This window comes from Streptomyces sp. SA15 (genome assembly GCF_002291145.1).
Taxonomy (GTDB): domain Bacteria; phylum Actinomycetota; class Actinomycetes; order Streptomycetales; family Streptomycetaceae; genus Streptomyces.
Genome location: NZ_NTGE01000192.1, coordinates 1 through 22233, shown reverse-complemented (window position 1 = coordinate 22233; position 22233 = coordinate 1). Strand labels below are relative to the sequence as shown.

The following is a 22233-nucleotide window of genomic DNA, read 5'->3' as shown; positions in this document are numbered from 1 at the left end:
TCGCCGTGAACGCTGCCGAGGACGGGCAATCCAAGACCTTCAACTGACCAGCAAGGGAGACGTACACCTGCAGAGCCGCCGTCTGCGATCGGTAGCAGCGGATGCGTCAAACCCGGCTGCTGTAACCATGCCACGCACGGTTACAGCAGCCCCGTTCTCGACGCGCCCGGACCGGGGCACCACATCTGATTCGACCCGCAACGACGCAGCACCGTCCTGTTCCTGCACAGCACTGCCGGCACACCGCAGAAGCACCGCAGCCCGGTCGCCCCGTCCCCCGACGCGGATCGTGCACGGCAACATCCGAGCCAACGGCGCCATCGACGGCGGAACAGGTGATGGCAGCCGGCTCCGTATCCTGGCGGCATGCGCATGCGCCCCACTGTGAGCTGGACCCCCACCGCGGACCTGCCGCCGGGCACCACGGATCTGGAGCCGGTCGCCGGTGTGCTGAGCACTGGTGGTGTGCTGGTTCTCAGCGGGGCAGGCATCTCCACTGAGTCGGGCATCCCCGACTACCGGGGCGAGGGCGGGAGCCTGAGCCGGCACACTCCGATGACCTACCAGGACTTCACCGCCAGCGCCCAGGCCCGGCGCCGGTACTGGGCGCGCAGCCACCTGGGCTGGCGCACCTTCGGCCGCGCCCGCCCCAACGCCGGGCACCGGGCCGTGGCCGCGTTCGCGCGGCACGGCCTGCTCGCGGGTGTGATCACCCAGAACGTCGACGGTCTGCACCAGGCCGCCGGCACCGAGGGCGTCGTGGAACTCCACGGAAGCCTGGCTCGAGTCATCTGCCTTTCCTGCGGGGCCTTCAGCCCGCGCCGCGAACTCGCCCGGCGGCTGGAGGAGGCCAATGCGGGCTTCGAGCCGGTGGCCGCCGGAATCAACCCGGACGGTGACGCCGACCTCACCGACGAACAGGTCGGGGACTTCCGCGTGGTGCCCTGCACGGTCTGCGGCGGCATCCTCAAACCGGACGTGGTGTTCTTCGGCGAATCCGTTCCGCCGCGGCGCGTCGAGCACTGCCGCAGGCTGGTCCGTGAGGCGGCCTCGCTGCTGGTTCTGGGCTCCTCACTGACGGTGATGTCTGGGCTCCGGTTCGTCCGCCAGGCAACTAAGGCCGGGAAGCCAGTGCTGATCGTCAACCGGGACCCGACCCGGGGCGACCCGCACGCCCTCACCCGGGTGGCGCTCCCCCTGGGAACAGCCCTCACCACCGTGGCCGGCCGACTGGGCATCCCCGTCGACGACGAGGCGACGGCCCGGACGAGGGAGTGACAGTGACGGGGCGTCACCGGAGTGCTCGGCTGAAGCCCAACGGAGCCTTTCGCCGGGAGGCGACCGCCCTCCGCACATCCCGCCCAAGGCCCCGGTTGGTCCGCCCCGTCCAGCCGGGGCTTCTTGTTGTCCGTGCTGAACGTCGAAGTGACACCAGACGGCACTGGGGTACGGGGCGGGGGCAGCGCCCGGCGGCGGCCACTATGCGGGCGGCGGATCGGCCAGCGCCCAGCGGAGGTGCAGAGGCGGCACCCGGGTCGGTGGTCCCGCGGTGGGGGCTCGATGACGTCGCGCAGTGCGCGGCGAGGGCGGTGTCCACGACTCGCTCGTCCAGGCCGGGCTCGCGGCGGCGGCCCGCAGGACGAGGGCAGCGTCCGGAGATCCGTGTTGCTGTTGCTGTGCTGCCGCGTCTCCGGGACGCGGCGACGGCACGGGCTGCCGCCGCGTTCCCTCCGGAGCGACTCACGCTGGAACACCGGGCAGTTGCAGTGGCTCCGGGGTAAGGCTCATCCATCGAACCACTTCTCGGCTCGCCAGGGCCATCTGCAGGTCCAGGTTCTGCCGGATGTCGGTGGACGGGTTCGCCACCAGGTGCACTCGCTGCTGCTCACGCTGCCTGGCGATGAAGAGAATGATGCGCATATCCGAGTGATTGCTGGGTGCCCCGGCGCAGCGAATGGGCACGGTGTCGCCTGCCGCGACCTGCATGTCCAGCCGCTCGCCGCTGACCAAACGCATGCGGCACGACGTGCCACATCTCCCGGCCAAGGGGGTCATGTATTTCGAGTCGGGCGACCCTTGCCCAGCTAGAGGCCGCCGACACCCTGGTCGATGTCATCACTCATGAGATGGGCCATGCGCTCGGCTTCGGCACCCTGTGGAAGCGAGCGGGACTTCTCATGGATGCCGATACCACCGACCTGGCCTTCGTGGGCGTGGCCACGGGGCTGCTGACCCTCTCTGACGCGGCACGAGTGTGGTTCCTCCCGTGCCGCGCGGCACCCTCGTGATGTCAGGCGGCGCGCTTCACGTGGCGGACCAGCCACATCATCAGGGCGTTCAGGTCGGCGGCGGCCGAGAGGACCCGGTCGACCACCTCGGGGGTGTGCAGCCAGTCCTCGCAGCCGAGGGGGCGGGCAGCGATCAGCGAACGGTGGCGCAGAAGGTTCGTACGGGAGTGGTCCGTCGGATAGCCGCGCGGGGGTCGTTTCATCACGTCCCCGGAGATGTCGTAGCCCTTCTTCCGCAGGTCCTCGACGATGCCGGACAGTTCGCGGCCGCTCCCCTCGGAGGCCACGGCCTTGCGGAACATGTCCACCTGGCCGGGATCGGGGTACCACCAGGCGCCCTGGATCCGCAGGCCGTCCAGGTCGAACCGGAGACCGATCTCGATCTTGCGGCCGAGCCGGATCACCGCGCTCTGGTGCTGCCACCACCAGGAGTCGGTGCGGTAGTGCCAGACGGAGAAGTCCTCGTACCGGGGGTCGGTGTCCGCGACCTCGTTCAGCAGGGCGATCATCGGCTGTCGGACCAGGCGCTCGCGGTCCGCGCGGTAGCGCTCGCGGGTCGCGTGGGTCGGTTCGCCCTGTAGCTGCCACAACACGTCCATGGCCCGCTCCGGCCAGCCGGTGAACTGTCCGCGCATGCGCGCAGGATAGCTCACCCATGATCCGCGCGCGGGGAGAGTGAGACGGGCAGGGAGGCGTAGCCTAGGTGTTGCGGCGGGGCTCGCCGGCCAGTTCGATGTGCCGTGCGCGGTGGGCGACTTCGTCGGGCACACGGAGAGCAAGAGTCGGGCGAGCGGGGCGCCCAGACACAAGTGCACCCCGGAGCCGAAGGTGAGATGGCGGTTGGATGCTCGTGGGTCACCACCCTGCACGAGCAGCCCAGCGAGATCTGGCGCCAACGGCGGGTCACGGTCCACGGGCCGGGCTTACCCCGCACGCCGGGCAGACGACGGTCTCGGCCGTCCAAACCCCGAGAGCGGGCTGCCATAACGACGGAAGCGGCCCGCGTACCACACCTGCCAGGGCTCGACCGGGGGCGTGAGCGGGACGGTCCTGGGCAGGCTCGTCGAGGCCAGCACGGCGAACAGTGCGATCAAATCGGGGAGCAGGGCCTCGCCAACCTCTGTCGGTGGCACGGCCGGGCCGGGCCGTTGATCGAGATCACGTAGCAGTGGTGGAGAAGCCGGTCGAGGATCGCAGTGGCCAGCACCTCGTCGCCGACCATCCGCGGTTGCCTATCACGGCCCTCGGTGTCAGTGCAGCGAAAGCCTCCGCTCCTGACAGGGAGTCCATGACGGCGGATCACCTCACCGTGACCTGACCGTCTGATGATTGATGAGGGCCCCCTAGCTCGGCGGTGTGCCGTCGGGGTGGTCGTAGATCCAGGAGAGGCCTCAAAGGTCGAGGCGTTGGCGGGTGCGGGTGACGGCGACGTAGGCGAGGAGGGCTTCAGCATCGTCGACGGGGTCAGGGGCGGGCGCCGGCGTGCTTCCTGTTGGGTCGTCGGCGGTGTCGTTCTGGGAGCGGGCGAAGTCGTCGGCGATGAGGACGCAGGGCCATTCGCGTCCTTTGGCCTTGTGGGCGGTCGAGACGGTGACGTGTGCGTGCGGTTCCGGGGGTGCAGCCCCCCCGACCTCAGGTCAACCCTGGTGGAGGTGCAACTGCTCGACGCCACGGTCCAGGACCAGATCCCCGGCCGAAGCGCACGCCGCCGCGCCGCACACTGGGCACTGCACCCCACACCGTTGACCCTGCCAACTGCCGCTCCCACCGGCACTGCAACTGATCACACTCATCCTGGCGGCACACACCTGCGACCCCACTGCGCCCGGCACCGACATGGACGTGCTCACCCGCCTGTGCGGAGAGTAATTGTCAAGATCTGTGGATCGATGGCCATGCGCGGGGCCTGACTTTAGTGTCGTTGTGACCGCGTAGGAGCTTCAGGCGAGGCCATCGAAGAAGCCCGAGAGCGCGGTGTGCAGGATCCCAGGCTGTTCCAGGTGCAGGTCGTGGCCGGTGCCGGGGATGCTCATGGCCATGGTGGCGGGTCGCTGCCGGAGCATGTCGTCGGCTTCCTGTGCAGGGATGAAGCTGGATTGCGCCAGGACAACCAGGGTGGGGCATACGACATGCCTCCACTCATGCCAGAAGGAACGCTGGGCGTTCTCCGCCAGCGAGCGGACCATCACGTCCCGGTCGAAGCGAGGCCACCATCCGCCATCGCGTTCTTCCAGTCCGGCCGCCCTGCCTGCGCCGACCGGGCCGCCGCCGAGGAATGCGGCTGCCGCTTCGCGTGAGGGAAACGGTGTCGGCCACGAGTCGAGCCATCCGCCGATGTCCACGGGGCCGTTCGGGTTTGGACCGCCGGAGCCGGCCTCGACGAGCACGAGCGCGCGGACGAGTCCGGGATGCGTGGCGGCGGTGAGCATGGCTGAGTGCCCACCCAGCGACTGGCCGACCAGGGCGGGCCGCTGCAGCGCCAGCTGATCGACAACGGCGATGACGTCGGCGACGTAGGCGGCGCGGGAGACGTCCCGCGGGTGGCGCTCGCTGGCGCCGTGTCCGCGCTGGTCGACCGCGACGACCCGGTATCTGGAGCTCAACCTCCGCGCCAGCACGTCCCATTCACCCGCGTGACCGGCCAGGCCGTGCAGCAACACGATCGGCTGTCCAGGCCCGCCCCAGTCCCGGCAGGCAAGCCGGACGCCGTCTCGCACCACTACGTGTTCAGACCATGCCACGTCGGCCCCCAGGGAATCGGCTGGCCTTGATCATGCCGCAGCTGCGTCAGCCGGGTGACGGTGGCGGGTGAGAGCCCGGCCGAGCTGCCGAGGAACTGCTCCAGCGCGGGCACGAAGTCGCCCGAGGACAGGCCGTGCAGGTAGAGCAGCGGCAGCACCTCGCTGATCTTCGGTGACTTGCGGCACCAGGGCGGCAGGATCGCGGAGGAGAACCGCTTGCGCTCGCCGGTGGCCTCGTCGACGCGCTTGTCGTTCACCCGCGGTGCCTTCACCTCGACCACCCCGGCCGCGGTGGCGACTTTCCTGGGCTGGTGATAACCGTTGCGGACCACCAGGCGGCGCCCCTTGTCGTCGCGCTCATAAGTCAACTCGGCTATGTAGGCGTTGACTTCGGCCTCCAGCGCGGCGGCCAGCATCCGCCGTGCGCCTTCCCGGACGATCTCATCCAGCAGCGAGCTGCCGCTTGGCGTGGTGCCGTCCTCGTTGACTACCGTAAGCACGGGCGTGCCTTCCCGACCGACGCGGCAACGTCGGCCTTGCTCGATGACCTATCGATCGATCCATCGGGAAGGTACGCCTCCTTCCGTCAGGGCTGATCCACAGGTATTGAGCATTGCTCCTGTGCGGACACTCGCCCCACCAGACCGCAGAGCTGCTCGACCGGCTGGTCGCCACGCGCACACTGACGGCCTGGCACCACAACCGGGACACCGACGATGTGTGGTGGCAACTGTCCCCGCATCACACAAGGGTGCGACCCGCGGCACGGCATCGGCAGCGGACCCAGCCATAGCGGCCTCACGCAGGTCCACACTGAGGCTCAGGCCGGCCGAAGGCATTGCTCAAGAGGTAGAAACAGGTCTGCCCACCCGTAGTATCACTGGGCCAGGCACCCGGCAGCCGGAGGCACCTGCTTTTGCTGCAGCTGTCCGGAGCGCCTTACCCCGGCAGGAAACGAGGAGAGAAAGATGTCAGAGAGCACGACTCAAGCCACCGAGTTGACATCGCAGTACATCAACCAAGTGGCCAGTGACCTCGAACGCAACGCCAAGGAGCAAGAACGCGTCACGGCGGAAATCACCGCGCTCCAAGAGCAGTTGGCCGCCCTGAAGCGTGACCACACCGTACTGGTGAACATGCAACAGGCACTCGGCGTCGCGGCAACCGTCGCTGAGACTGCCGACACCGACAGCGCGACCGTGCCCTCTCCCCGGAAGAAGGCAACTGCCGCCCCCGGCGCGCGCAAGCAGGCTAAGAAGGCCACTGGTGAACAGCCCGCGGCCAAGGAACGGTCCGCAACGAAGCCCGCGGCTAAGAACGCTGCCGCAAAGACGGATCAGCCGACCCTGGTCGAGCTCATCCGGCGCCACCTGGCCGAGCAGAACGAACCGCGCTCAGCGGCGGAAATCGCCACGGCGCTCGGCCAGGCACACCCCGAGCGCGGCATCAAGACCAACGTGGTGCGCACCACCCTCGAAAACCTTGTGGCCAGGGCCCAAGCCCAGCGCACTAAGCAGGGCACCTCAGTCTTCTACACCACTGCGAACCTGCCGGGGCCGGCAGCTCCCAAGGACGGGACCGCCGGATAGGCGGTGGACACCCCGTCCAGCGGAGCTGCAACTACCACCATGGCCCGACGAGGTGCTAGGCAGCAGTTACCTGTCCAGATGCCGGGGCGCCTCGTTGAGGGCGACCTCAGGTTCCTGTTGATCGGCGACCTGGTTCGCCAACAGTCGCAGCGCGTCGGCCGAGGCGCTGTCGTTGGGTGTATAGACCTCGAGCCGGTGGTCGGGGCTGTCGGGCTGGAGCCACACCTGGTAGTCGACATCGACCCTTCCGACGGTTGGGTGTTGCAGCCGCATGGTGCCCACGGTGCAGTCCGCGACGTCGCCTTTGGCCCATAGCGCGGCGAAGTCGCCGCAGCGCATGGCGAGTTCGCCGATCAATTCGGCCAGCCGGGCGTCGGTGGGGTACCTGCCCGCGGTGAGCCGCAGGTAGGCGACATGAGTGCGGGCCAGTTCATCCCAGTTTCGGTGCAGGTCGCGGGTCAGGGAGTCGAGGAAGAACATCCGGGGGATGGACGGCCGTCGTGCCAGATCGTGGGGCGCGTCGAAGTCGATGTGTTCTGCGACGAGGGCATGTCCGGTGCGGTTCCAGGCCAGCACGTCGCCGCGGCGGCCGAGCACGACGGCCGGTGTGGTTTCACCCAGGGACTTCAGGAGCGCCAGTACCCGTGGGTGTGGCCTTTCCGGGCGAGGACGCACCAGGCGTGACGTCGTGGGCTGACGGGCGAGGTTGTGCAGGTGGGCTGTCTCGGCCGGATCGAGCCGGAGCACGCCTGCGAGCGCATCGAGGACCTGTTGGGAGGCCGTGCCGGCCTGGCCCACTTCTCCGCCTCCTCGAAGCTGCCCGCAGCTCAGATCCGGGATCTGCGCGCCCTGCGCTGGCTGCACGCAGGTGAGTCGGTCATCCTCTTCGGCCCGGTCGGCGTCGGAAAAACCCACATCACCCAAGCCCTCGGCCACCTCGCCGTCCGCCAGGGCGCCCACGTCCGCTTCGCCAAGACCAGCCGCATCCTCGCCGACCTCGCCGGCGGCCACGCGGACCGCACCTGGGAGAAACGGATCCGCGAACTCGTCCGCCCCGACGTCCTCATCCTCGACGACTTCGCCATGCGCCAGCTGACCGCGGCACAGGCGGACGGCCTCTACGAACTCGTCTCCGAGCGGCAGGGCAGGTCCCTGATCATCACCAGCAACCGGGCGCCCAGCGACTGGTATCCCCTTCCCCAACCCCGTCGTCGCCGAATCTCTCCTCGACCGGCTCATCAACACCAGCCACCAGGTCATCATGAACGGCCCAGCTATCGCCCCAACAAGCGCCCCAGGAACCCGACCGACAAGAAAACCAGCTAGCCACCGAACTGGCTCCGTCAGAATCACGGCATGAAGATCCTCAACATCGACACGATTGTCGGCTCGGAGATGACTGCCTACGGCAGCAGCGGTGTCCGTCGCGTCCGCGTCCACGGCGGCAGCGGCCCTGCCTCCGTGAACATCATGCACTTGGCGGCAGGCGGACGCCTCGGGCGGCACGTCGCACCAGTGCCGCAGACCCTCATCGTCACGGAGGGCCAGGGCTGGGCCAGCGGCTCTGATGGTCAGCCCAAAGCCCTGGCGAGAGGGCAAGCCGCCTGCTGGGGCGCAGGTGAGGAACACGAGACCTGGACGGAGACCGGTATGACCGTGCTCATCATCGAAGCCCAGTCCCCGCCCCCGGAAAGCATGTTGGGGGAAGCTGCTCAGGGATAGCAGTCACCCCGCTCAACGCCAGGTAATGGTGAATTACGTGAACTCATCCATGGGGAATAACGCGATCGTCCACACGGCGAGGAGAGCGTGGATGGTGCCGTGCTTGGCGCGGGTGCGTTCGGCGAACCGGTGCCCTGTCGGCCAGGGCGACGCAGCTGGCTCCGCCTCTTCCTGCGGTTCCTCAGGCTGGGCCGGCGTGGGACGCGAGCAGCCACGGTGCCGGTAGACGCACTTCTCGGCGGCTTCGCCCAGGTTGTGTCCGCCTCCCGATCGGGAAGGAGGTCGACCGGGCGACGTGTCTCGGCGTCGACGAGCACGGTTCCATAGGGCCTGTCCGGCGGATCTTGTGACCGTCTCGGTCTTGGTTCGTTGGCATGCGCATGGGGCGGAGAGATCTCACAAGAGACGAATGGGTCCGGCTGAAGCCGCATCTGCCGAAGTCCGGGCTGCGTGGGGGACGTTGGGGCAGTCACCGCAGGATCATCAACGGGATCCTGTACCGGAACCGGACCGGGGTGCCGGGGCGGGATCTGCCTGCGCGTTTCGGCAAGTGGAAGACCGTGTACGAGCGGCATCGGCGATGGTCAGCGGATGGCACATGGGACAGGCTCTTCGCGGCTGTCCTGGCCGATGCTGACGCGGAAGGCCGCATCGACTGGTCGATGGCGAGCGTGGACTCCACCTCCTGCCGGGCCCACCAGCACGCCGCCGGAGCACGCAAGAAGCCTCCGAGGCTGCCGGGAAAAGACGCACGCCTCGGCAGCACCGCCCTGATGAGGGAATCGGACGCTCCCGGGGCGGCCTGACCTGCAAGATTCACCTTGCCGGTGAGGGTGGACGCCGCCCACTGGCCCTGCTGATCACCCCGGGCCAGTGGGGCGACGCCCCGCAGCTCATCCCGGTCCCGGGCCGTGGCCACGAGATTCGACAAGCGCGCCTATGTCTTCCACGGCACCGTCACCGTGGCTTCGATCCGCCTTTGGCTCAAGCCGTGATCACTTGGCCTTCGTGACAAGATCTGGGCGTGACGACGTTGTTCCTGACGGTTGGCCTGCCCGGGGCCGGAAAGACCACGAGAGCTCGACAGCTGGCCAAGGAGCACAACGCGCTGCGGCTGACGCCGGATGAGTGGATGCTCCCGCTGTTCGGTGATCCGCAGCCGGCCGGGAAGCGCGATGTGCTGGAAGGACGGCTGCTCTGGCTGGGTCTGGAGGCGCTGAAGCTGGGAACGAACGTGGTCCTGGATTTCGGATGTTGGTCTCGTGACGAGAGGTCCGCGATCCGCTGGTTGGCGATGTCTGTGGGCGCGTCCTGTCAACTCGTGTACGTGCCGGTGGACCATGAGACCCAACGTGGCCGGATCGCCCATCGCCAGTCGACCACCCCTGATCAGACCTTCGTGATGAGCGAGACGGACCTCTTGCACTGGAGGACGCTGTTCGAGGAGCCCGACGCCACGGAACTCGATGGACATGAGGTAGGAGGTCCGCCTCCTGGGTGGTCAGGATGGCTGGAGTGGGCCGCCGACCGGTGGCCATCGCTCGCGTGACTGTCCGGCCAACCTTGTGCCGCCCAGTAACGCAGCCGTGCCAGGAGCGCCGAGCCCGGAAAGATCCGCCGGACAGGCTCTAGACACGGCCCTTGCACTGGGCGTACTCGTCCACGCCGACCACGCGGGGTACTGCGGTGGCGGGGTCCGGAAGGGAGGCGATCAGCCTCAACAGGGTGTTCCGGCTGACCGGAACCTTGAAGGCGTCCGTCATCCGGGCGCCGGCCCGGCCCGCGAGCGCAAGACCGACCGACACCAGCGTCGACCGCAGCCGCTCGGTCCGTCGCCCGAACCTGCGGGTGAGACCGGGTACTTGCTCAGCGAAGGTCATGCGCTCGCAGGATTCCTCCTCGCAGACGAACCTCCGCACCCGCAACGACACCACGACGAACTTGCCCGCCGTCGGCAGATCACGAGGAAAACGCAGGTAGGAGCCGTGTATTTACCCCGACCAGCACCCGCACCCCGGACAGGCCGCCCGCCCTGCGGTCGTACGGGCCTCGACCCGGACGACCGTGTCGATCACCTCGACCGATTCCACCAACACGCCCTCGACCGAGGAAAACAGCAGCTCGTTCAACTGCGGCAGCACTTCGTTCACGGCGAAGGACTGTCGACCACACCACCATCCAGCCAGGCGATTTTCGGGCGAACTTTAGCGGTCGTAGGCGGTCAGTGCGCGCATGACTGGCTGGCCGCGCATGAAGCTAGCTCCACTCATCAGGCCCCCTTGGAATCGATCATCTAGGGAACCAAGAGGCGCTCTACCGGCGGACCGCCGAGATCAGCCCGCCGGGCCGATCCTCGCGCTGCGGCGGGGTGCTGATCGGACGGCCGTAGGCGGCAGCGCGCTCGCGCAGGGTGTGGCTGCCGGCCTCCCAGCCGTGCCCGGCCAGCCAGCCCACCGGGTCGTCGGGCATCTCCGAGACCCACATGGACGCCGCCGATCCCGGCGCGGCGTCTCCGCCGGAGCGCTCGATCACGCCGCGCGAGCCCAATGTCATCCCCATCCGACTGCCTGCCGCCGACTGCGTGCTGATCCGGGCCAGCAGTAGCTCCACCGCATCCTCGGGCAGATAGATCAGCAGCCCTTCAGCGATCCACGCGGTCGGCACGGCCGGGTCGTGCCCTGCGGCGGCCAGCGCGCCTGGCCAGTCCTCACGCAGATCCACCGCGACGGTGATCCGCTCGCAGCGCGCGACGGCCCGCTCCTGGCGCAGCACCGCAGCCTTGAAGTCCAGTGGCGCGGCGGTGTCGACCTCGAACAGCCGGGTGCCCTCGGGCCAGTCCATCCGGAAGGCCCGGCTGTCCATGCCAGCGCCAAGCAGCACGACCTGCCGGACCCCGGACGCGGAAGCCTGCTGCAACAGGTCGTCGAGGAACTTCGTCCTGATGACGATGGAGAACGACACGGCCAGCCGGCGGCGTCGCGCGGCCGCGTCATCGGGCAGCGGCGGCGAGGAGGGCCACAGGCCGCCGGCGGTGGCGAAGGCCTGCGCCAGTGGGTCGCGGAACAGCGCGTTCTCCCGCTCGGTCTCCAGCGCCCGCACCCTGGCCACCCCCACCGCCGTGGCCCACACTCCCGACGGCTGCACCCGCTCCTGCTCATCAGTCACCGCGCCAGCCTAGATGAGCGTTTCCAAGGGGCCTGATGAGGGTGATCACACGGACCAGCAGGACGTCGCGTTCGGTCTGCGTGCCGAACAACATCAAGCCCGGACGGGTCGGCGGCTACCTGGAGGCGCGGCGGGTCCACGAGGTCTGCACAGCCGCCGGGATCCCGGTTTGGGCGGGCGGCATGCTGGAGACCGGCATCGGCCGGGCAGCCAACCTCGCCCTGGGCGGACTACCCAACTTCACCCTGCCCTCGGACATCTCGGCCTCCGACCGCTACTTCGAGCAGGACCTGACTAAACCGATCACCATGACCGACGACGGCCTGATCGCGATACCGACCGGCCCGGGCATCGGCGTAGCACCGATCCCCGAGGTGCTCGCGGAGCTCACCGTCTCCACGCAGGTGCTCAAGCCGTGACCCTCCTCGACCACCTGACCGCACACACCGAGGAGATGACCCGGGCCACCCTCGAACTGTGCCAGGTGGAGTCCCCATCGCACGACGTCGGCCGACTGGCCGAGGTCGCCGAGCACGCCGCCGACCTGGGCACCTCTCTACTCGGCCGCACACCGCAGTGGATCAGCGAACAGGACCGGCCCGCACTGTACTGGGAGCCGTTGCAAGGCGGCGTGCTGCTGCTCGGCCATCTCGACACGGTCTGGCCGGCCGGCACCCTGGCTCGCTGGCCGAAACCGCTGCGCACCAGCACCACCCTCAGCTGCCCCGGCGTCTTCGACATGAAGGCCGGCATCGTGCAGGGCCTGTACGCGATGGCCGCGCTCAGCGCCCCGCCCGGCTGCGGCATGCTGCTGACCACCGACGAGGAGATCGGCTCACCCACCTCCCGGCCACTGATCGAGAAGGCCGCCGCCCGCGCCGGTGCCGTGCTGGTACTGGAGGCCAGCGCGGACGGCGCCGGAACTTGCCGCCCAAGTACGCGCCGTGGCCTCCTTCGGCTCCGGCGGCCTCACCGTCACCCCCACCCTCGCGACCGCCGGCACCACGGCCAACACCGTGCCCGCCAAAGCCCACTTCCATGTCGACGCACGTGCCACCACGCGTGCTGAACAAGACGCCCTGCGCGCCCGGATGACAGCGCTGTCCCCCGTGCTGTCCGGAGCACGAGTCACCGTTGAAGGAGGCCCCAACCGCCCGCCGATGGAGGCCCGTCAAACCGATCATCTGCTGGCCCTGGCCCGCGCCACCGCCCAAGACCTCGCTCTGGGAGACATCCGCGCCGTCCGTGTCGGCGGTGCCTCCGACGGCAACTTCACCGCCGGAATCGGCATCCCCACCCTCGACGGCCTCGGCGCGGTCGGCGCGCATGCCCACGCCGAGGGTGAGTACGCCGTCATCGCCGAGATGCCCCGCCGGGCAGCCCTCGTCGCCGGACTCGTCGCCCACTTGCTGCCATCTGTCGGCTAATGCTGCATCGAGAAGAGAGGTTCCCGCGCCCAAATCGGGACGCTGGCGCAATGCATGGCCAGGTCCGAACCACTGACCAGCTCCGCACACACGACGGAGGGGAGATTACGGCCGGCCCCAGACGCATGCTCGTGCTCCCCACCCTCCCCACACCATCCATAATCAAGGCAAATGAGGAGGAAGAGTACCTCTGGCCGTTTTCAAGGCTCTGTCCGCAGTTCCGTGAATCCCCAGGTCAGCGAGGGGAACGAGGGATCGTTTCGGCAGAGTGTTTCCTGCCATGGCGAGCAAGACGGTCGAGGCTGTGCTGTTTCCCGGGATCAGGCGTCAAGGCCCGTTTCGCTCCTCCGGCCAGAATCTGACCACCGCGGGCACCTACATCGAGATGGCCTCCCGCGTGACCGAGCCCGTCCTTCTGGGCCTGGCGGTCCTGGCCGTTCGCAACCGCGTCAAACGCTGACCCACCGCCTCCGGCGCTCAAGCAACCGGTACAACCGGAACGGCATGGGCTGTCGCTCGGAAGATTTCAGTGCCCAGGTCACACGCCCGCTCGCTGAAATCTTCCGTGCGGCCCGACATCTGCGGGCGCTGGCTGTGCGCCGGCCGACCCTGGTCGGGGCTGGACGCGGCACGGCCGGAGGCATGGTCGCTCGGTCGCACCGAGCGGTCGCCCTCGGCGCGGGCCTTGGCGTACAGCGCGGCCGGCGGGCTTCGGCATCCGGCGCGCAGGCAGCCACCAGAGCCTCGGTGGTGTCAGCGACAAGCCTCAACACCGCTCGTCCCGCGGGGCGGCGTACGCGGTCGCACGCGAGGCAGCCCCCTCACAGTCGAACGCCTTAGCGACTCTCCATGACCACTCCCCAACGTCAGACAGTGGGCCACGCAATGACCGCGAGCGATCACCCGCAACGCGGAAACACAGCCCAGACACCCGTACAACCGTCCACACCGGAATCCACCGAGAGCGCCCGGTGTGTCGTGGGCAGGCACCGTCCATGCAGGAGATCTCCGCCTGGAAGGACGCCGACGAGACGGCGCCCGAGCCGCTGCCGCCTGCCTGGCGCACCGTGTGGGAGCTGTCTCCGGTCCTGGCCCCGGAGGTGCTCGAGCCGTGGCGGCCCCTGCTGGAGACGCTCACGTCGCTGACGGGGAAGCCCGCGCCCGCGCGTCCGGAGCCGTCGCACACGCAGGCTCCCCGCCGGCATCCCGCATCGATCACCTCAGAGCGACACGATCCGGGCTGACGAAGTCCAGCGGCATCGGCGGCGGGGTGTGCGTCACCAGGTCGGCCAGCAGTTCGCCGATGCCGCTGGCGTGTTTGAAACCGTGTCCGTTGCATCCCCCGGCGAGGATCAGCCGCGGGTCGCCCCCGGGCCTCCCGATGACGAACTGACCGTCGGGCGTGGTGGTCAGCATGCACACCGAGACCTGTGAGGGGGCTGGTTCCAGCCCCGGCAGGTAGCGGCCGAGTACGCCGGTGAGCTCGGCCCAGTCCTCGCTGACGACACACCGGTCGTCCGTGTCCGGGTCGATGGGGCGCGGAGCCCTGCCGTGGACCTCCAGCCCCAGCTTGACCCCGTGCTCCTTCTCGCTGCCGTTGCCCCACAGGACCTCCGCGCCCGGCAGCTCTCGCATGAAGACGGGAAACCGGTCCAGTTCGAACCGGCTGTCACCGGTGGCGGAACGGAACCAGGTGATCGGCATCCGCAGGGGCGTCAGCGCCAGGCCGGGAAGCAGCGAGGCGAGCCAGCTGCCGATGGTCATCACGGCCTGCCGCACCCGCAGGAGGCCGCCGCCGGTCTCCAGCTCGACGCCGCCGGAGACGAGCTCCACCGAATGCACGCGGGTACCGGTGACGACCCGTGCCCCGGCCGACCGGGCGAGCTGGGTCGCGGCCCGCACGGCGTCCTCCGGGCGGAGGATGCCCGCCGACGGTTCCCATACCGCTATGTCGTCGGGGCCGAGTTCCGCATGCTGACCGAAACGCTCCCGCAGCGTCGTGGGGGCCATGTGCTCCAGGGGGATGCCGTGGTGCAGCGCGGCGCGCAGCGTACCGCCGACGATCCGGCCGTCCTCGGGCCCGATCAGCAGTCCCCCGCGGTTCTCGAACAGCGACGTGTCGCTCAGGTCGGCGAGTTCGTGCCACAGCTCCAGCGACCGCCGTGCCAGCGGTACGAGTTCGGGGTGTTCGAGGCAGGTGATGCGGAACATGCGCGAACCACCGTGGGAGGCACCCCAGCCGTGACCGGGGTGGAACTGTTCTATGCCCAGGGCGTCCACGCCCCGGGAGGCGATCTGCCACAGGGCGCAGGCGCCCCAGCCGCCCAGCCCGACCACCGCCACTTCCGCGTCCCATGTACTCATGTCCGTCCTCCGTCCGGGCTCCATCGATGATCGCCCGGATCACTGACACATCCCTGACGAACTGCCAGCGGGCTGACACGCGACTGCACTTGGACGACCTGCGTCGCAGCAACTGATGGTCCATGCACGAAATGGCCGGGATCCGTGGGGTGTCTGTCTTCCGCTTCTCCTTTAGGATCATCCGAACACGGGGTTCCGGCTCAGCCGGAGCAGTGTGTGGAACGCATTGGCACGGTCCCGGTCCGTTCTGCGAGGAAAGGGGCGCCAGCGGAGCCCGGTTCAGTTACTCACCCCCACAGAACTGCCCTGGGAACCGGATTCCCGACCACAGCGGGAGAAGGCGTGAAGTTCAGAGTTCTCGGTCTCACGGAGCTGTACGACAACGTCAACCAACGCAGAGTTCCCCTCAGCAGCCAAAAGCAGCGGACCCTGATGGGAGCACTGATCGTCAAGTGCGGTTCCTCGGTGTCCGCCGAACAACTCAGCGAGGAGGTCTGGGGCGAGTCGAAGCCACACAAGTCCGCCAACGCTCTCCAGGCTCAGGTCTACCGATTACGTCGGATGATGGACCAGCTCAAGGCCGGTGACATGGCCACCCAGCAGTGCCTGATCACCGAGGAATCCGGTTACGTCCTCAAGACCGATCCGGAGCAGATAGACAGCGAGCTCTTCCTGCGCGGAATCGACCGGGCACGCCACACGGCCGACCAGGACCCGGTCCTGGCCGAGAAGATGATCCGCGGCGCGCTGAAGCTCTGGCGCGGCCCTGCCCTGCAGGGGAGCCGTGGCCCGATCTGCACCGCCGGAGCGGCGCTGCTGGAAGAGGCTCGGCTCAGCGCCCTGGAGCTTCTCTATGACGTGTCGTTACGCGCGAACCTGCACGCGCATGTCATAGCCGAGCTCGAAGAGCTGACCAACAGTTATCCACTGCGGGAACGTTTCTACGACCAGCTCATGGTCGCCCTCTACCGATCCGGCCACCAGGCGCAGGCGCTGAGCGTCTACGAACGCGTCCGTCGCCGTCTGGCCGACGAACTCGGCGTCACCCCGGTGCCCGCACTCAGCAAGCGGATGCAGCAGATCCTGTCCCACTCCCCCGAGTTGATGGATCCGCAGGCATCGAGTGCCGCCGAAGTCCGAGATCCGCAACGGATCACTCTGCGCTCCAGTCCCTCCACCCCGGCCATCTCGCCCGCGCCCAGCACGGCCACCCGGCCCGCTGCCGGCGTCCGGCGACGAACGGCGCCCGGGAACCCCGGCCCCGCGCCGGCCCGTCCGAGCCCACTGCCGGCGCACTCCCGTACCGAATCCCCTCTGGACGCCGAACTGCGCCGCCTGCGTCTGCAGGTCAGAGAGCTCATGTCACAGCAGCAGACGCTCATCTCCACGGTCCAGCATCTTTCGAGCCAGTTGGAGGAGACGATGGAAGCGGTCGACGAACACCGGCCGCCCGCGGGGAAGCCCCGGCTGCTCCACCACGAGCTGTAGGGGACGCATCGGGTGGGTGCGCCGGGAGACCATCGATGGGCTCCCGGCGCACCCGGCCGCGGGCGAAGGCCCTCGGGGGCCGCGGACCGGTCGGCCGCGCCGGCCTGGACGGGCCCTGGTCAGTCGGCCCCGGCCCTCGTGGGCTCCTTCGCCTCCTCGGCGGCGGCACGCGCCTTCTCGGCCTTCTCCGCTCGCAGCAGCAACGCACCGGCGATCCAGCCGCCGACCAACACAGCCAGCGCACCGACGACCTGACTGAGTGTCAATGCGTGCGCAAAGCTGTCCTGGACCTCGTGCAGCGCCTCCGGGGAGCCGCTGACCGCGGCCACGGCCTCGGGGTAGGACTCACTGGCGGCCGTACGCAGCGTGTCGGGCACGGCCTGGGAGAAGATCCCGATCAGCACCGCGCCGAGGACGCCCACGCCCAGTCCGCTGCCGAGTTCCTGGAGGGTGTTGTTCACGCCGGATCCGGTGTTGGCGCGCTCCCGGGGGATGGAACTCATCAGCGCGTTGGCGACCAGCGGGCCGGAGATGCCCGCGCCGCCACCGAGCAGCAGCAGACCGACCACCAGCACCACGTAGCCGTTGTCGTCCGGTGCCAGCGCCACGGTGAGCAGACCGGCCGCCGAACAGGTGACACCGATCGCGATGCCCTTGCCGACCCCGGCCGCCTTCAGCACCCGCGGGCTGACCAGGATGCTGCTGGCCAACACGCCGATCGCCATCGGCGTGAGCTGGGCGCCGGCCTCCAGCGGGTCGTAGCCGCGCAGGAACTGCAGGTCCTGGGTGAGGAGGAAGAGCGATCCGGCCATGCCGAACGCCGACAGGATCCCGCCGAACACGGCGCCGCGGAACTTGGGGTTGGCGAACATCGCCATGTCGAGCATGGGATCCGCGACGCGGCGTTCCCACCACACGAAGACGGTGACGCACACCAGGCCGAGCAGTCCGACACCGAGGGTCTGTGGCGCCAGCCAGCCGTCCCTCGGCACGGAGATGACCGCCCATACCAGCGCGACCACCGACAGCGTGGCCAGCACGGCGCCGATCAGGTCGGGACGGGCGTGCCCGGGGTCCTTCGACTCCGGCAGCAGCACCCCCATGGCGAGCAGGCCGACGACCGCGACCGGCACGTTGATCAGGAACGTGGAGCCCCACCAGAAGTGGTCGAGGAGGAACCCGCCCAGGACGGGTCCGAGGGCCATGCCCGCGGAGGAGACAGCCGCCCAGATGCCGATGGCCCGGGGGCGTTCCTCGTCGTCGAAGGTGCGGACGAGGACGGCGAGCGTGCCCGGCATGAGGAAGGCCGCGCCGACGCCCATCAGCACGCGGGCGGTGATGAGGATGTGCGGGGAGGGCGCGAACGCACCCAGCAGGGATCCGGCGCCGAACACCGCGAGGCCCGCCAGCAGCGCGCGCTTGCGGCCGAGCCGGTCGGAGAGGCCGCCCGCGGTGATGAGCAGGCCGGACAGGACGAGGGTATAGGCGTTGAGCGTCCACTGGACCTGCGCGTTGCTCGCGCCCAGTTGCTCGGTGATGGACGGGATCGCCACGTTCAGGATCGTGTTGTCGAGGACGATGACGAACAGGGACGTGCACAGCACCCCGAGGATCCACCAGCGACGGGGATCGCGCTGGGTATGGGGCATCTGCGTCTGAGACATGAGGAAACTCCTGAGCGGGGGACGGAACATTGCGGATGCGCAAGAACCGAGAACGCCCGTTCGTCTCCGCCCGCGGACACCAACGACCAGGGAACGCCGACGAGGAAGTCGTACGGCGGAGGGTCGCTACGTGGGCGAGAACACGTCACACGGAGATACGTCGTACGGAAACGTCACGTACGAGGGAGCTCGTACGGAAGAACGTCGTACGGAGAAGAGTCACGTGAAGACGACGGGCGATGCCCGCACACTCAGTAGATCATGCGTCAAGCCTCCCATAGCGCTTCGCCGTTGGTCAAACAGGTTTCCGGCCCGAGCGGTCCACCAGATGGCACCAGCCGTGCGGATCGGCCGCCTCGCCCCGGTGTACGGCGGCCAGCGCGGTGGAGAGCCGGGAGGTGACCGGGCCCGGTGTGCCGTCGCCGACCGTCCACGCCCCGTCCCCGTCGAGCACACGGCCGACCGGGGTGACGCGGGCCGCGGTGCCGCACGCGAGGACCTCGGTGATCCGGCCGGCGGCGCAGTCCTCCCGCCACCGGTCCACCGCCACCCGGTCCTCGGTGACCCGCAGCCCCCGGTCGCGGGCCAGGGTGATGAGGCTGTCCCGGGTCACGCCGGGCAGGATGGTGCCGGTCAGCGGCGGCGTGACCAGCTCGGCCCGGTCCCCCTCGCCGTACACGAAGAACAGGTTCATGCCGCCCAGTTCCTCGACCCAGCGGCGTTCCACCGCGTCCAGCCAGACCACCTGGTCCGCGCCCCGGCGGGCGGCCTCCTCCTGGGCGAGATAGGTGCCGGCGTAGTTCCCGCCGCACTTGGCCGCTCCGGTGCCGCCGGGTGCGGCACGCACATACTCCTGCGACACCGCCACCGTCACCGCGCGCTCGCTCGCGCCGAAGAAGTTGCCGGTGGGGAAGGCGAGCAGGAGGAACAGGCAGGCGCGGGCGGGCCTGAGCGCGAGGTGTGCCTCGGAGGCGAACAGCACCGGTCTGAGGTACAGGCTCCGGTCGTCGCCCTCGGGTATCCAGTCCATGTCCTGGCGGACCAGGGTTTCGGTGGCGGCGACGAACAGTTCCTCCGGCAGCTCGGGCAGCGCCATGCGCCGGGCCGAGGCGGCGAGTCTGCGGGCGTGCGCCCACGGGCGGAAGACCGCGGCCCGGTCGGCCGTGCGGCGGTGGGCCTTGAACCCCTCGAACACGCTCTGCCCGTAGTGCAGTCCGACCGTCGCCGGGCTCAGCCGCAGTGGGGCCAGCGGCTCCAGGGTGACGTCGTGCCAGCCGTCGGCGGCGGTCCACCGCGCGGTGACCATGTGCTCGGTGAGCACCTCCCCGAAGTGGGCCTCGGCGGCCAGCGCCCGGGACCGCTCGGCGGGCAGCGGCGCCGGGCTCGGCCGCAGGGCGACGGCCGGTGCGCCGGTGCCGGCCGGGGTGTGCGTGCCCATCGGCACGGTCCCGGTCACCGGTGGGCGAGAAAGAGGCGACCGGTGGGGAAGGCCAGGGTGACCGCGCGGACGTCCGAGAAGCCGGCGCCGCGCAGCTTGCCCAGCCACTCGTTCTCGCTGAGCAGCCGGCGCCGCATGAACTCCCCGTGGTAGTACGACACGGCGGCGCTGAACCGCCGTTCCCGGGGGTCGCGCAGGTACGGGACGGCGTCGGTGATGGCGAGGAAGCCGTCGTCGGCGAGCTGCTCGCGGCAGTTGGCGAGCACCGCGTCACAGACGTCCTCCTCGTCGGGCAGCATGTCGTGGAAGACGAATCCCGCGTGGATGACGTCGGCCCCGGCCAGGAAGCCGGGATCGTCGGCCACGGACTGGATGGTGCGCTCCAGTACGGTGAGCCGGTCGGTCAGGCCGGCCTGGTCGACGGCCCGCTCTGCGGCCCGGCAGGCGTCGGCGGCGAAGTCCAGACCGATGCCCGTGGAACCCGGCACGGCGGTGAGGACCTCGATCAGCAGGCGGCAGGTGCCCGCCCCGAGATCGACGACCTTGCGGGGCTTGGCGTCCACGATGGTGTCGAACGCGGCCGGGTAGAAGGCGTGCGACCCCATCCACTGGGAGCTCACGGCGACTTCCCGGTAGTCGCGGAGGTATGTGCGTGCGGCCCGCTCCCAGTCGGTGAAGAACTCCCGGGCGTGTTCGATGAAGGGCCGGTTGGCGTTCATCGTCCAGGAGATGTATCCGGCCTGGTGTCGCACGGTGTCGAAGTCGGGGCAGGCGCGGTAGTGGCCGGCGCTCTCCCGGACGACGATGCCGGCCGACTCCAGGGCGTCCAGGTAGCGGGTGAGGGCGGGCTCGGGCAGGTCGGTGGCGGCGGCCGTGGCGCCGGTGTCGAGCACACGGTCGCTGGCGAGGTGGGCCACGACTCCCAGCCGGTCGCCCATCTCCAGCAGGGCCGCGGCGGCGGCCAGGTCGGGGGCCGGGCCGCTGGCCTCGATGCCCTCCCGCAGGTGCTTCTCGGCGACTTCGTGCGTTGCCATGCGCGTCTCTCCTTCTTCTTGGCGTGCGGCCTGCTGCGGAGTGCGGCGCGGCCTCGTCGGGCGTCCGTTTCGCTGAGCTGCTCCGGGGTGTCGTAGTCGACGGTTGACGTGGGCTGTTCACGCGGGCTGTTCACGTGGGCTGTTGTCGTGGACTGTACGAGGGGGCCATGACGCCCGGCTGACAGTGATCTGACGACCGGTCCGGCCCCGGGCGGGGCCGGGTCAGCGGTCGCGCCAGGCCGCTTCCAGGGCGTCGATCTCCTCCTGCTCGAGGTCGACCAGGGGCAGGTCGGACGGGGTCCAGCCGCCCGCCTCGCCCCGCCGCGCGTGTTCCGTCAGGGCGGTCAGCGTCCGCAGCCAGGTCTGCGACAGCTCCGTCACGGTCTCGGGCGCGAGCAGCCCGTCCGGCCAGCTCCACACGGCGTGCAGCCGGGGCCCGTCGGGGCCGTCCAGCGTCACGGCGTTGACCTCCAGGTCGTGGGCGACCGGCAGCGCGGGGTCCGCCCCGCCTCCCGCCAGGGCGTGGTCGTCGGGGGCGGCGCTCCACAGCGTGTCGTCGTGGCGGAACCGGCCCAGGTAGTTGAAGCCCAGCGGCGGCGGGTCCATGCGGGCGAGGACGGGGGCCGTACGGTCGTTGAGCCGGCGCAGCAGCCCGAAGCCGGAGCCGTCGGCGGGGACGGCGCGGATTGCCTCCTTGACCCGCTTGACGGCGTGTCCGAGTGCCGGCCCTCCGGCGAGGGCGTCGTCGGGGTCGAGGTCCGCGACGGGCAGGCGCAGCGGGTACAGGCAGGTGAACCAGCCGACTGCCTGCTCCGGCGACGGTCCGGTGCCGGTGGTGTCCCGGCCGTGGCCTTCCAGGTCGAGCAGGACGTCGGCGGCCGTCTCTCCGACGCGGACGGCCCGGTGGACGAGGGCGACGCCGAGGGCTGCGACCAGGGGTTCGAGGACGCGGCAGTGGAAGGCGGCGGGGACGGTGGTGAGCAGGGCCCGGGTCGTGGCCGCGGGCAGGTCGCCGGTGTGGTGGCGCAGGGCGCCGAAGGTGTCGCGGCGCGGGTCCCTCGGCCGGCGGGGGGGGGGGGGGCCGGGGGGGGGGGGGGGGGGGGGGGGGGGGGGGGGGGGGCGGGGGGGGGGGGGGGGGGGGGGGGGGGGGGGGGGGGGGGGGGGGGGGGGGGGGGGGGGGGGGGGGGGGGGGGGTGCTGGCGCCGGTGCCCTTGTCCTTGTCGCTGGCCTCGCCTGCGTTGCCTTCGTCGCCTTCGTCGTCGGATGCGGGCCGGTTGAGCCAGAAGCCGGCGCCGACGCCGATCGCGGCGACC

The 22233-nt window shown here is 69.8% G+C and carries 20 protein-coding genes and 7 pseudogenes; 12 read left to right on the top strand and 15 right to left on the bottom strand.

Features of this window, described 5'->3' with window-relative positions; genetic code table 11:
- Positions 1 to 366 precede the first annotated feature (366 nt).
- Entirely contained in the window at positions 367 to 1278 is a 912-nt protein-coding gene (locus tag CLM62_RS40730; protein WP_095754921.1) for an NAD-dependent protein deacetylase, read from the top strand.
- A gap of 462 nt (positions 1279 to 1740) precedes the next feature.
- On the opposite strand, the gene CLM62_RS40725 is transcribed toward CLM62_RS40730, so the two are convergent.
- From CLM62_RS40725 to CLM62_RS40690, 6 genes and pseudogenes are all read right to left on the bottom strand, one after another.
- Entirely contained in the window at positions 1741 to 2016 is a 276-nt protein-coding gene (locus CLM62_RS40725; protein ID WP_095754920.1) for a hypothetical protein, read from the bottom strand.
- 274 nt (positions 2017 to 2290) lie between these two features.
- Positions 2291 to 2923 (bottom strand): DUF2461 domain-containing protein, encoded by a 633-nt coding sequence (locus CLM62_RS40715; protein WP_257004376.1) that lies wholly within the window; start codon positions 2921 to 2923, stop codon positions 2291 to 2293.
- Positions 2924 to 3378: 455 nt separating this feature from the next.
- Positions 3379 to 3513 (bottom strand): annotated as a pseudogene (locus CLM62_RS52375) (ATP-binding protein); the annotation flags it as partial.
- Between the two features lie 166 nt (positions 3514 to 3679).
- Positions 3680 to 3901 (bottom strand): annotated as a pseudogene (locus CLM62_RS40700) (ATP-binding domain-containing protein); the annotation flags it as partial.
- Between the two features lie 327 nt (positions 3902 to 4228).
- The gene (locus CLM62_RS40695) at positions 4229 to 5029 is read right to left on the bottom strand and encodes an alpha/beta fold hydrolase (protein ID WP_095754919.1); all 801 of its coding nucleotides are present in this window, start codon (positions 5027 to 5029) and stop codon (positions 4229 to 4231) included.
- 20 nt (positions 5030 to 5049) lie between these two features.
- Positions 5050 to 5529, bottom strand: a pseudogene (locus CLM62_RS40690) (transposase); the annotation flags it as partial.
- A 468-nt stretch (positions 5530 to 5997) separates the two neighbouring features.
- Here CLM62_RS40690 and CLM62_RS40680 point away from each other — a divergent pair.
- Positions 5998 to 6618: a hypothetical protein gene (locus tag CLM62_RS40680; protein WP_095754917.1), complete on the top strand. Its 621-nt coding sequence runs from the start codon at positions 5998 to 6000 to the stop codon at positions 6616 to 6618.
- 66 nt (positions 6619 to 6684) lie between these two features.
- Here CLM62_RS40680 and CLM62_RS40675 read toward each other — a convergent pair.
- Positions 6685 to 7419, bottom strand: a pseudogene (locus tag CLM62_RS40675) (transcriptional regulator); the annotation flags it as partial.
- Here CLM62_RS40675 and CLM62_RS40670 point away from each other — a divergent pair.
- From CLM62_RS40670 to CLM62_RS40650, 4 genes and pseudogenes are all read left to right on the top strand, one after another.
- A complete protein-coding gene (locus CLM62_RS40670; protein WP_306457968.1) occupies positions 7327 to 7944 on the top strand; it encodes an ATP-binding protein in 618 nt (205 codons plus the stop codon). The pseudogene CLM62_RS40675 and the gene CLM62_RS40670 overlap by 93 nt on opposite strands.
- A gap of 30 nt (positions 7945 to 7974) precedes the next feature.
- The gene (locus tag CLM62_RS40665; protein WP_095754916.1) at positions 7975 to 8340 is read left to right on the top strand and encodes a cupin domain-containing protein; all 366 of its coding nucleotides are present in this window, start codon (positions 7975 to 7977) and stop codon (positions 8338 to 8340) included.
- A 380-nt stretch (positions 8341 to 8720) separates the two neighbouring features.
- A pseudogene (locus tag CLM62_RS40655) lies at positions 8721 to 9335 on the top strand (IS5 family transposase).
- A 29-nt stretch (positions 9336 to 9364) separates the two neighbouring features.
- Positions 9365 to 9889, top strand: a complete 525-nt coding sequence (locus tag CLM62_RS40650) for an ATP-binding protein (RefSeq protein ID WP_095754915.1) — start codon at positions 9365 to 9367, stop codon at positions 9887 to 9889.
- A 79-nt stretch (positions 9890 to 9968) separates the two neighbouring features.
- Here CLM62_RS40650 and CLM62_RS40645 read toward each other — a convergent pair whose 3' ends face one another.
- The 3 genes from CLM62_RS40645 to CLM62_RS40640 all read right to left on the bottom strand — a co-directional run bounded on the left by CLM62_RS40645 (position 9969) and on the right by CLM62_RS40640 (position 11505).
- A complete protein-coding gene (locus CLM62_RS40645; protein ID WP_095754914.1) occupies positions 9969 to 10220 on the bottom strand; it encodes a hypothetical protein in 252 nt (83 codons plus the stop codon).
- A 111-nt stretch (positions 10221 to 10331) separates the two neighbouring features.
- Positions 10332 to 10490 (bottom strand): hypothetical protein, encoded by a 159-nt coding sequence (locus CLM62_RS50480; protein WP_179382437.1) that lies wholly within the window; start codon positions 10488 to 10490, stop codon positions 10332 to 10334.
- Positions 10491 to 10653: 163 nt separating this feature from the next.
- Complete coding sequence (locus CLM62_RS40640; protein ID WP_095754913.1) at positions 10654 to 11505, bottom strand: class I SAM-dependent methyltransferase; 852 nt, start codon at positions 11503 to 11505, stop codon at positions 10654 to 10656.
- A gap of 89 nt (positions 11506 to 11594) precedes the next feature.
- Between CLM62_RS40640 and CLM62_RS40635 the strand changes: the two are divergent.
- From CLM62_RS40635 to CLM62_RS40615, 5 genes and pseudogenes are all read left to right on the top strand, one after another.
- Positions 11595 to 11924, top strand: a pseudogene (locus CLM62_RS40635) (enolase C-terminal domain-like protein); the annotation flags it as partial.
- A 35-nt stretch (positions 11925 to 11959) separates the two neighbouring features.
- Positions 11960 to 12331 (top strand): annotated as a pseudogene (locus CLM62_RS53315) (M20 family peptidase); the annotation flags it as partial.
- Positions 12332 to 12386: 55 nt separating this feature from the next.
- Complete coding sequence (locus CLM62_RS40625) at positions 12387 to 12932, top strand: M20/M25/M40 family metallo-hydrolase (protein ID WP_095754911.1); 546 nt, start codon at positions 12387 to 12389, stop codon at positions 12930 to 12932.
- A 280-nt stretch (positions 12933 to 13212) separates the two neighbouring features.
- The gene (locus CLM62_RS40620) at positions 13213 to 13392 is read left to right on the top strand and encodes a hypothetical protein (RefSeq protein WP_095754910.1); all 180 of its coding nucleotides are present in this window, start codon (positions 13213 to 13215) and stop codon (positions 13390 to 13392) included.
- 535 nt (positions 13393 to 13927) lie between these two features.
- Positions 13928 to 14176: a hypothetical protein gene (locus tag CLM62_RS40615; protein ID WP_095754909.1), complete on the top strand. Its 249-nt coding sequence runs from the start codon at positions 13928 to 13930 to the stop codon at positions 14174 to 14176.
- Here the strand turns inward: CLM62_RS40615 and solA are convergent.
- On the bottom strand, positions 14148 to 15296 hold the full coding sequence (gene solA, locus CLM62_RS40610; RefSeq protein WP_095754908.1) for an N-methyl-L-tryptophan oxidase: 1149 nt from the start codon (positions 15294 to 15296) through the stop codon (positions 14148 to 14150). The two genes, CLM62_RS40615 and solA, sit on opposite strands and share 29 nt — an antisense overlap.
- Positions 15297 to 15638: 342 nt before the next feature.
- On the opposite strand from solA, the gene CLM62_RS40605 reads away from it, so the two are divergent.
- Entirely contained in the window at positions 15639 to 16784 is a 1146-nt protein-coding gene (locus tag CLM62_RS40605) for a BTAD domain-containing putative transcriptional regulator (protein ID WP_095754907.1), read from the top strand.
- A gap of 119 nt (positions 16785 to 16903) precedes the next feature.
- Here the strand turns inward: CLM62_RS40605 and CLM62_RS40600 are convergent, their stop codons facing one another.
- The 4 genes from CLM62_RS40600 to CLM62_RS40585 form a co-directional block, all read right to left on the bottom strand.
- Complete coding sequence (locus CLM62_RS40600) at positions 16904 to 18448, bottom strand: MFS transporter (protein ID WP_095754906.1); 1545 nt, start codon at positions 18446 to 18448, stop codon at positions 16904 to 16906.
- A gap of 295 nt (positions 18449 to 18743) precedes the next feature.
- The gene (locus tag CLM62_RS40595; protein WP_095754905.1) at positions 18744 to 19886 is read right to left on the bottom strand and encodes a branched-chain amino acid aminotransferase; all 1143 of its coding nucleotides are present in this window, start codon (positions 19884 to 19886) and stop codon (positions 18744 to 18746) included.
- A gap of 14 nt (positions 19887 to 19900) precedes the next feature.
- Positions 19901 to 20920, bottom strand: coding sequence for a class I SAM-dependent methyltransferase (locus CLM62_RS40590; protein WP_095754904.1), 1020 nt, complete (start codon positions 20918 to 20920; stop codon positions 19901 to 19903).
- 222 nt (positions 20921 to 21142) lie between these two features.
- Positions 21143 to 21928, bottom strand: a complete 786-nt coding sequence (locus CLM62_RS40585; RefSeq protein WP_095754903.1) for a condensation domain-containing protein — start codon at positions 21926 to 21928, stop codon at positions 21143 to 21145.
- Positions 21929 to 22233: the final 305 nt, after the last annotated feature.

What these genes read in the sequence shown, in the direction of transcription:
- CLM62_RS40730 (WP_095754921.1), top strand. Translation starts at nt 367, where the DNA reads ATGCGCATGCGCCCCACTGTGAGCTGGACCCCCACCGCGGACCTGCCG.
- CLM62_RS40725 (WP_095754920.1), bottom strand. Translation starts at nt 2,016, where the DNA reads ATGCGTTTGGTCAGCGGCGAGCGGCTGGACATGCAGGTCGCGGCAGGC.
- CLM62_RS40715 (WP_257004376.1), bottom strand. Translation starts at nt 2,923, where the DNA reads ATGCGCGGACAGTTCACCGGCTGGCCGGAGCGGGCCATGGACGTGTTG.
- CLM62_RS40680 (WP_095754917.1), top strand. Translation starts at nt 5,998, where the DNA reads ATGTCAGAGAGCACGACTCAAGCCACCGAGTTGACATCGCAGTACATC.
- CLM62_RS40665 (WP_095754916.1), top strand. Translation starts at nt 7,975, where the DNA reads ATGAAGATCCTCAACATCGACACGATTGTCGGCTCGGAGATGACTGCC.
- CLM62_RS40645 (WP_095754914.1), bottom strand. Translation starts at nt 10,220, where the DNA reads ATGACCTTCGCTGAGCAAGTACCCGGTCTCACCCGCAGGTTCGGGCGA.
- CLM62_RS40620 (WP_095754910.1), top strand. Translation starts at nt 13,213, where the DNA reads ATGGCGAGCAAGACGGTCGAGGCTGTGCTGTTTCCCGGGATCAGGCGT.
- CLM62_RS40615 (WP_095754909.1), top strand. Translation starts at nt 13,928, where the DNA reads ATGCAGGAGATCTCCGCCTGGAAGGACGCCGACGAGACGGCGCCCGAG.
- solA (WP_095754908.1), bottom strand. Translation starts at nt 15,296, where the DNA reads ATGAGTACATGGGACGCGGAAGTGGCGGTGGTCGGGCTGGGCGGCTGG.
- CLM62_RS40600 (WP_095754906.1), bottom strand. Translation starts at nt 18,448, where the DNA reads ATGTCTCAGACGCAGATGCCCCATACCCAGCGCGATCCCCGTCGCTGG.
- CLM62_RS40595 (WP_095754905.1), bottom strand. Translation starts at nt 19,886, where the DNA reads ATGGGCACGCACACCCCGGCCGGCACCGGCGCACCGGCCGTCGCCCTG.
- CLM62_RS40590 (WP_095754904.1), bottom strand. Translation starts at nt 20,920, where the DNA reads ATGGCAACGCACGAAGTCGCCGAGAAGCACCTGCGGGAGGGCATCGAG.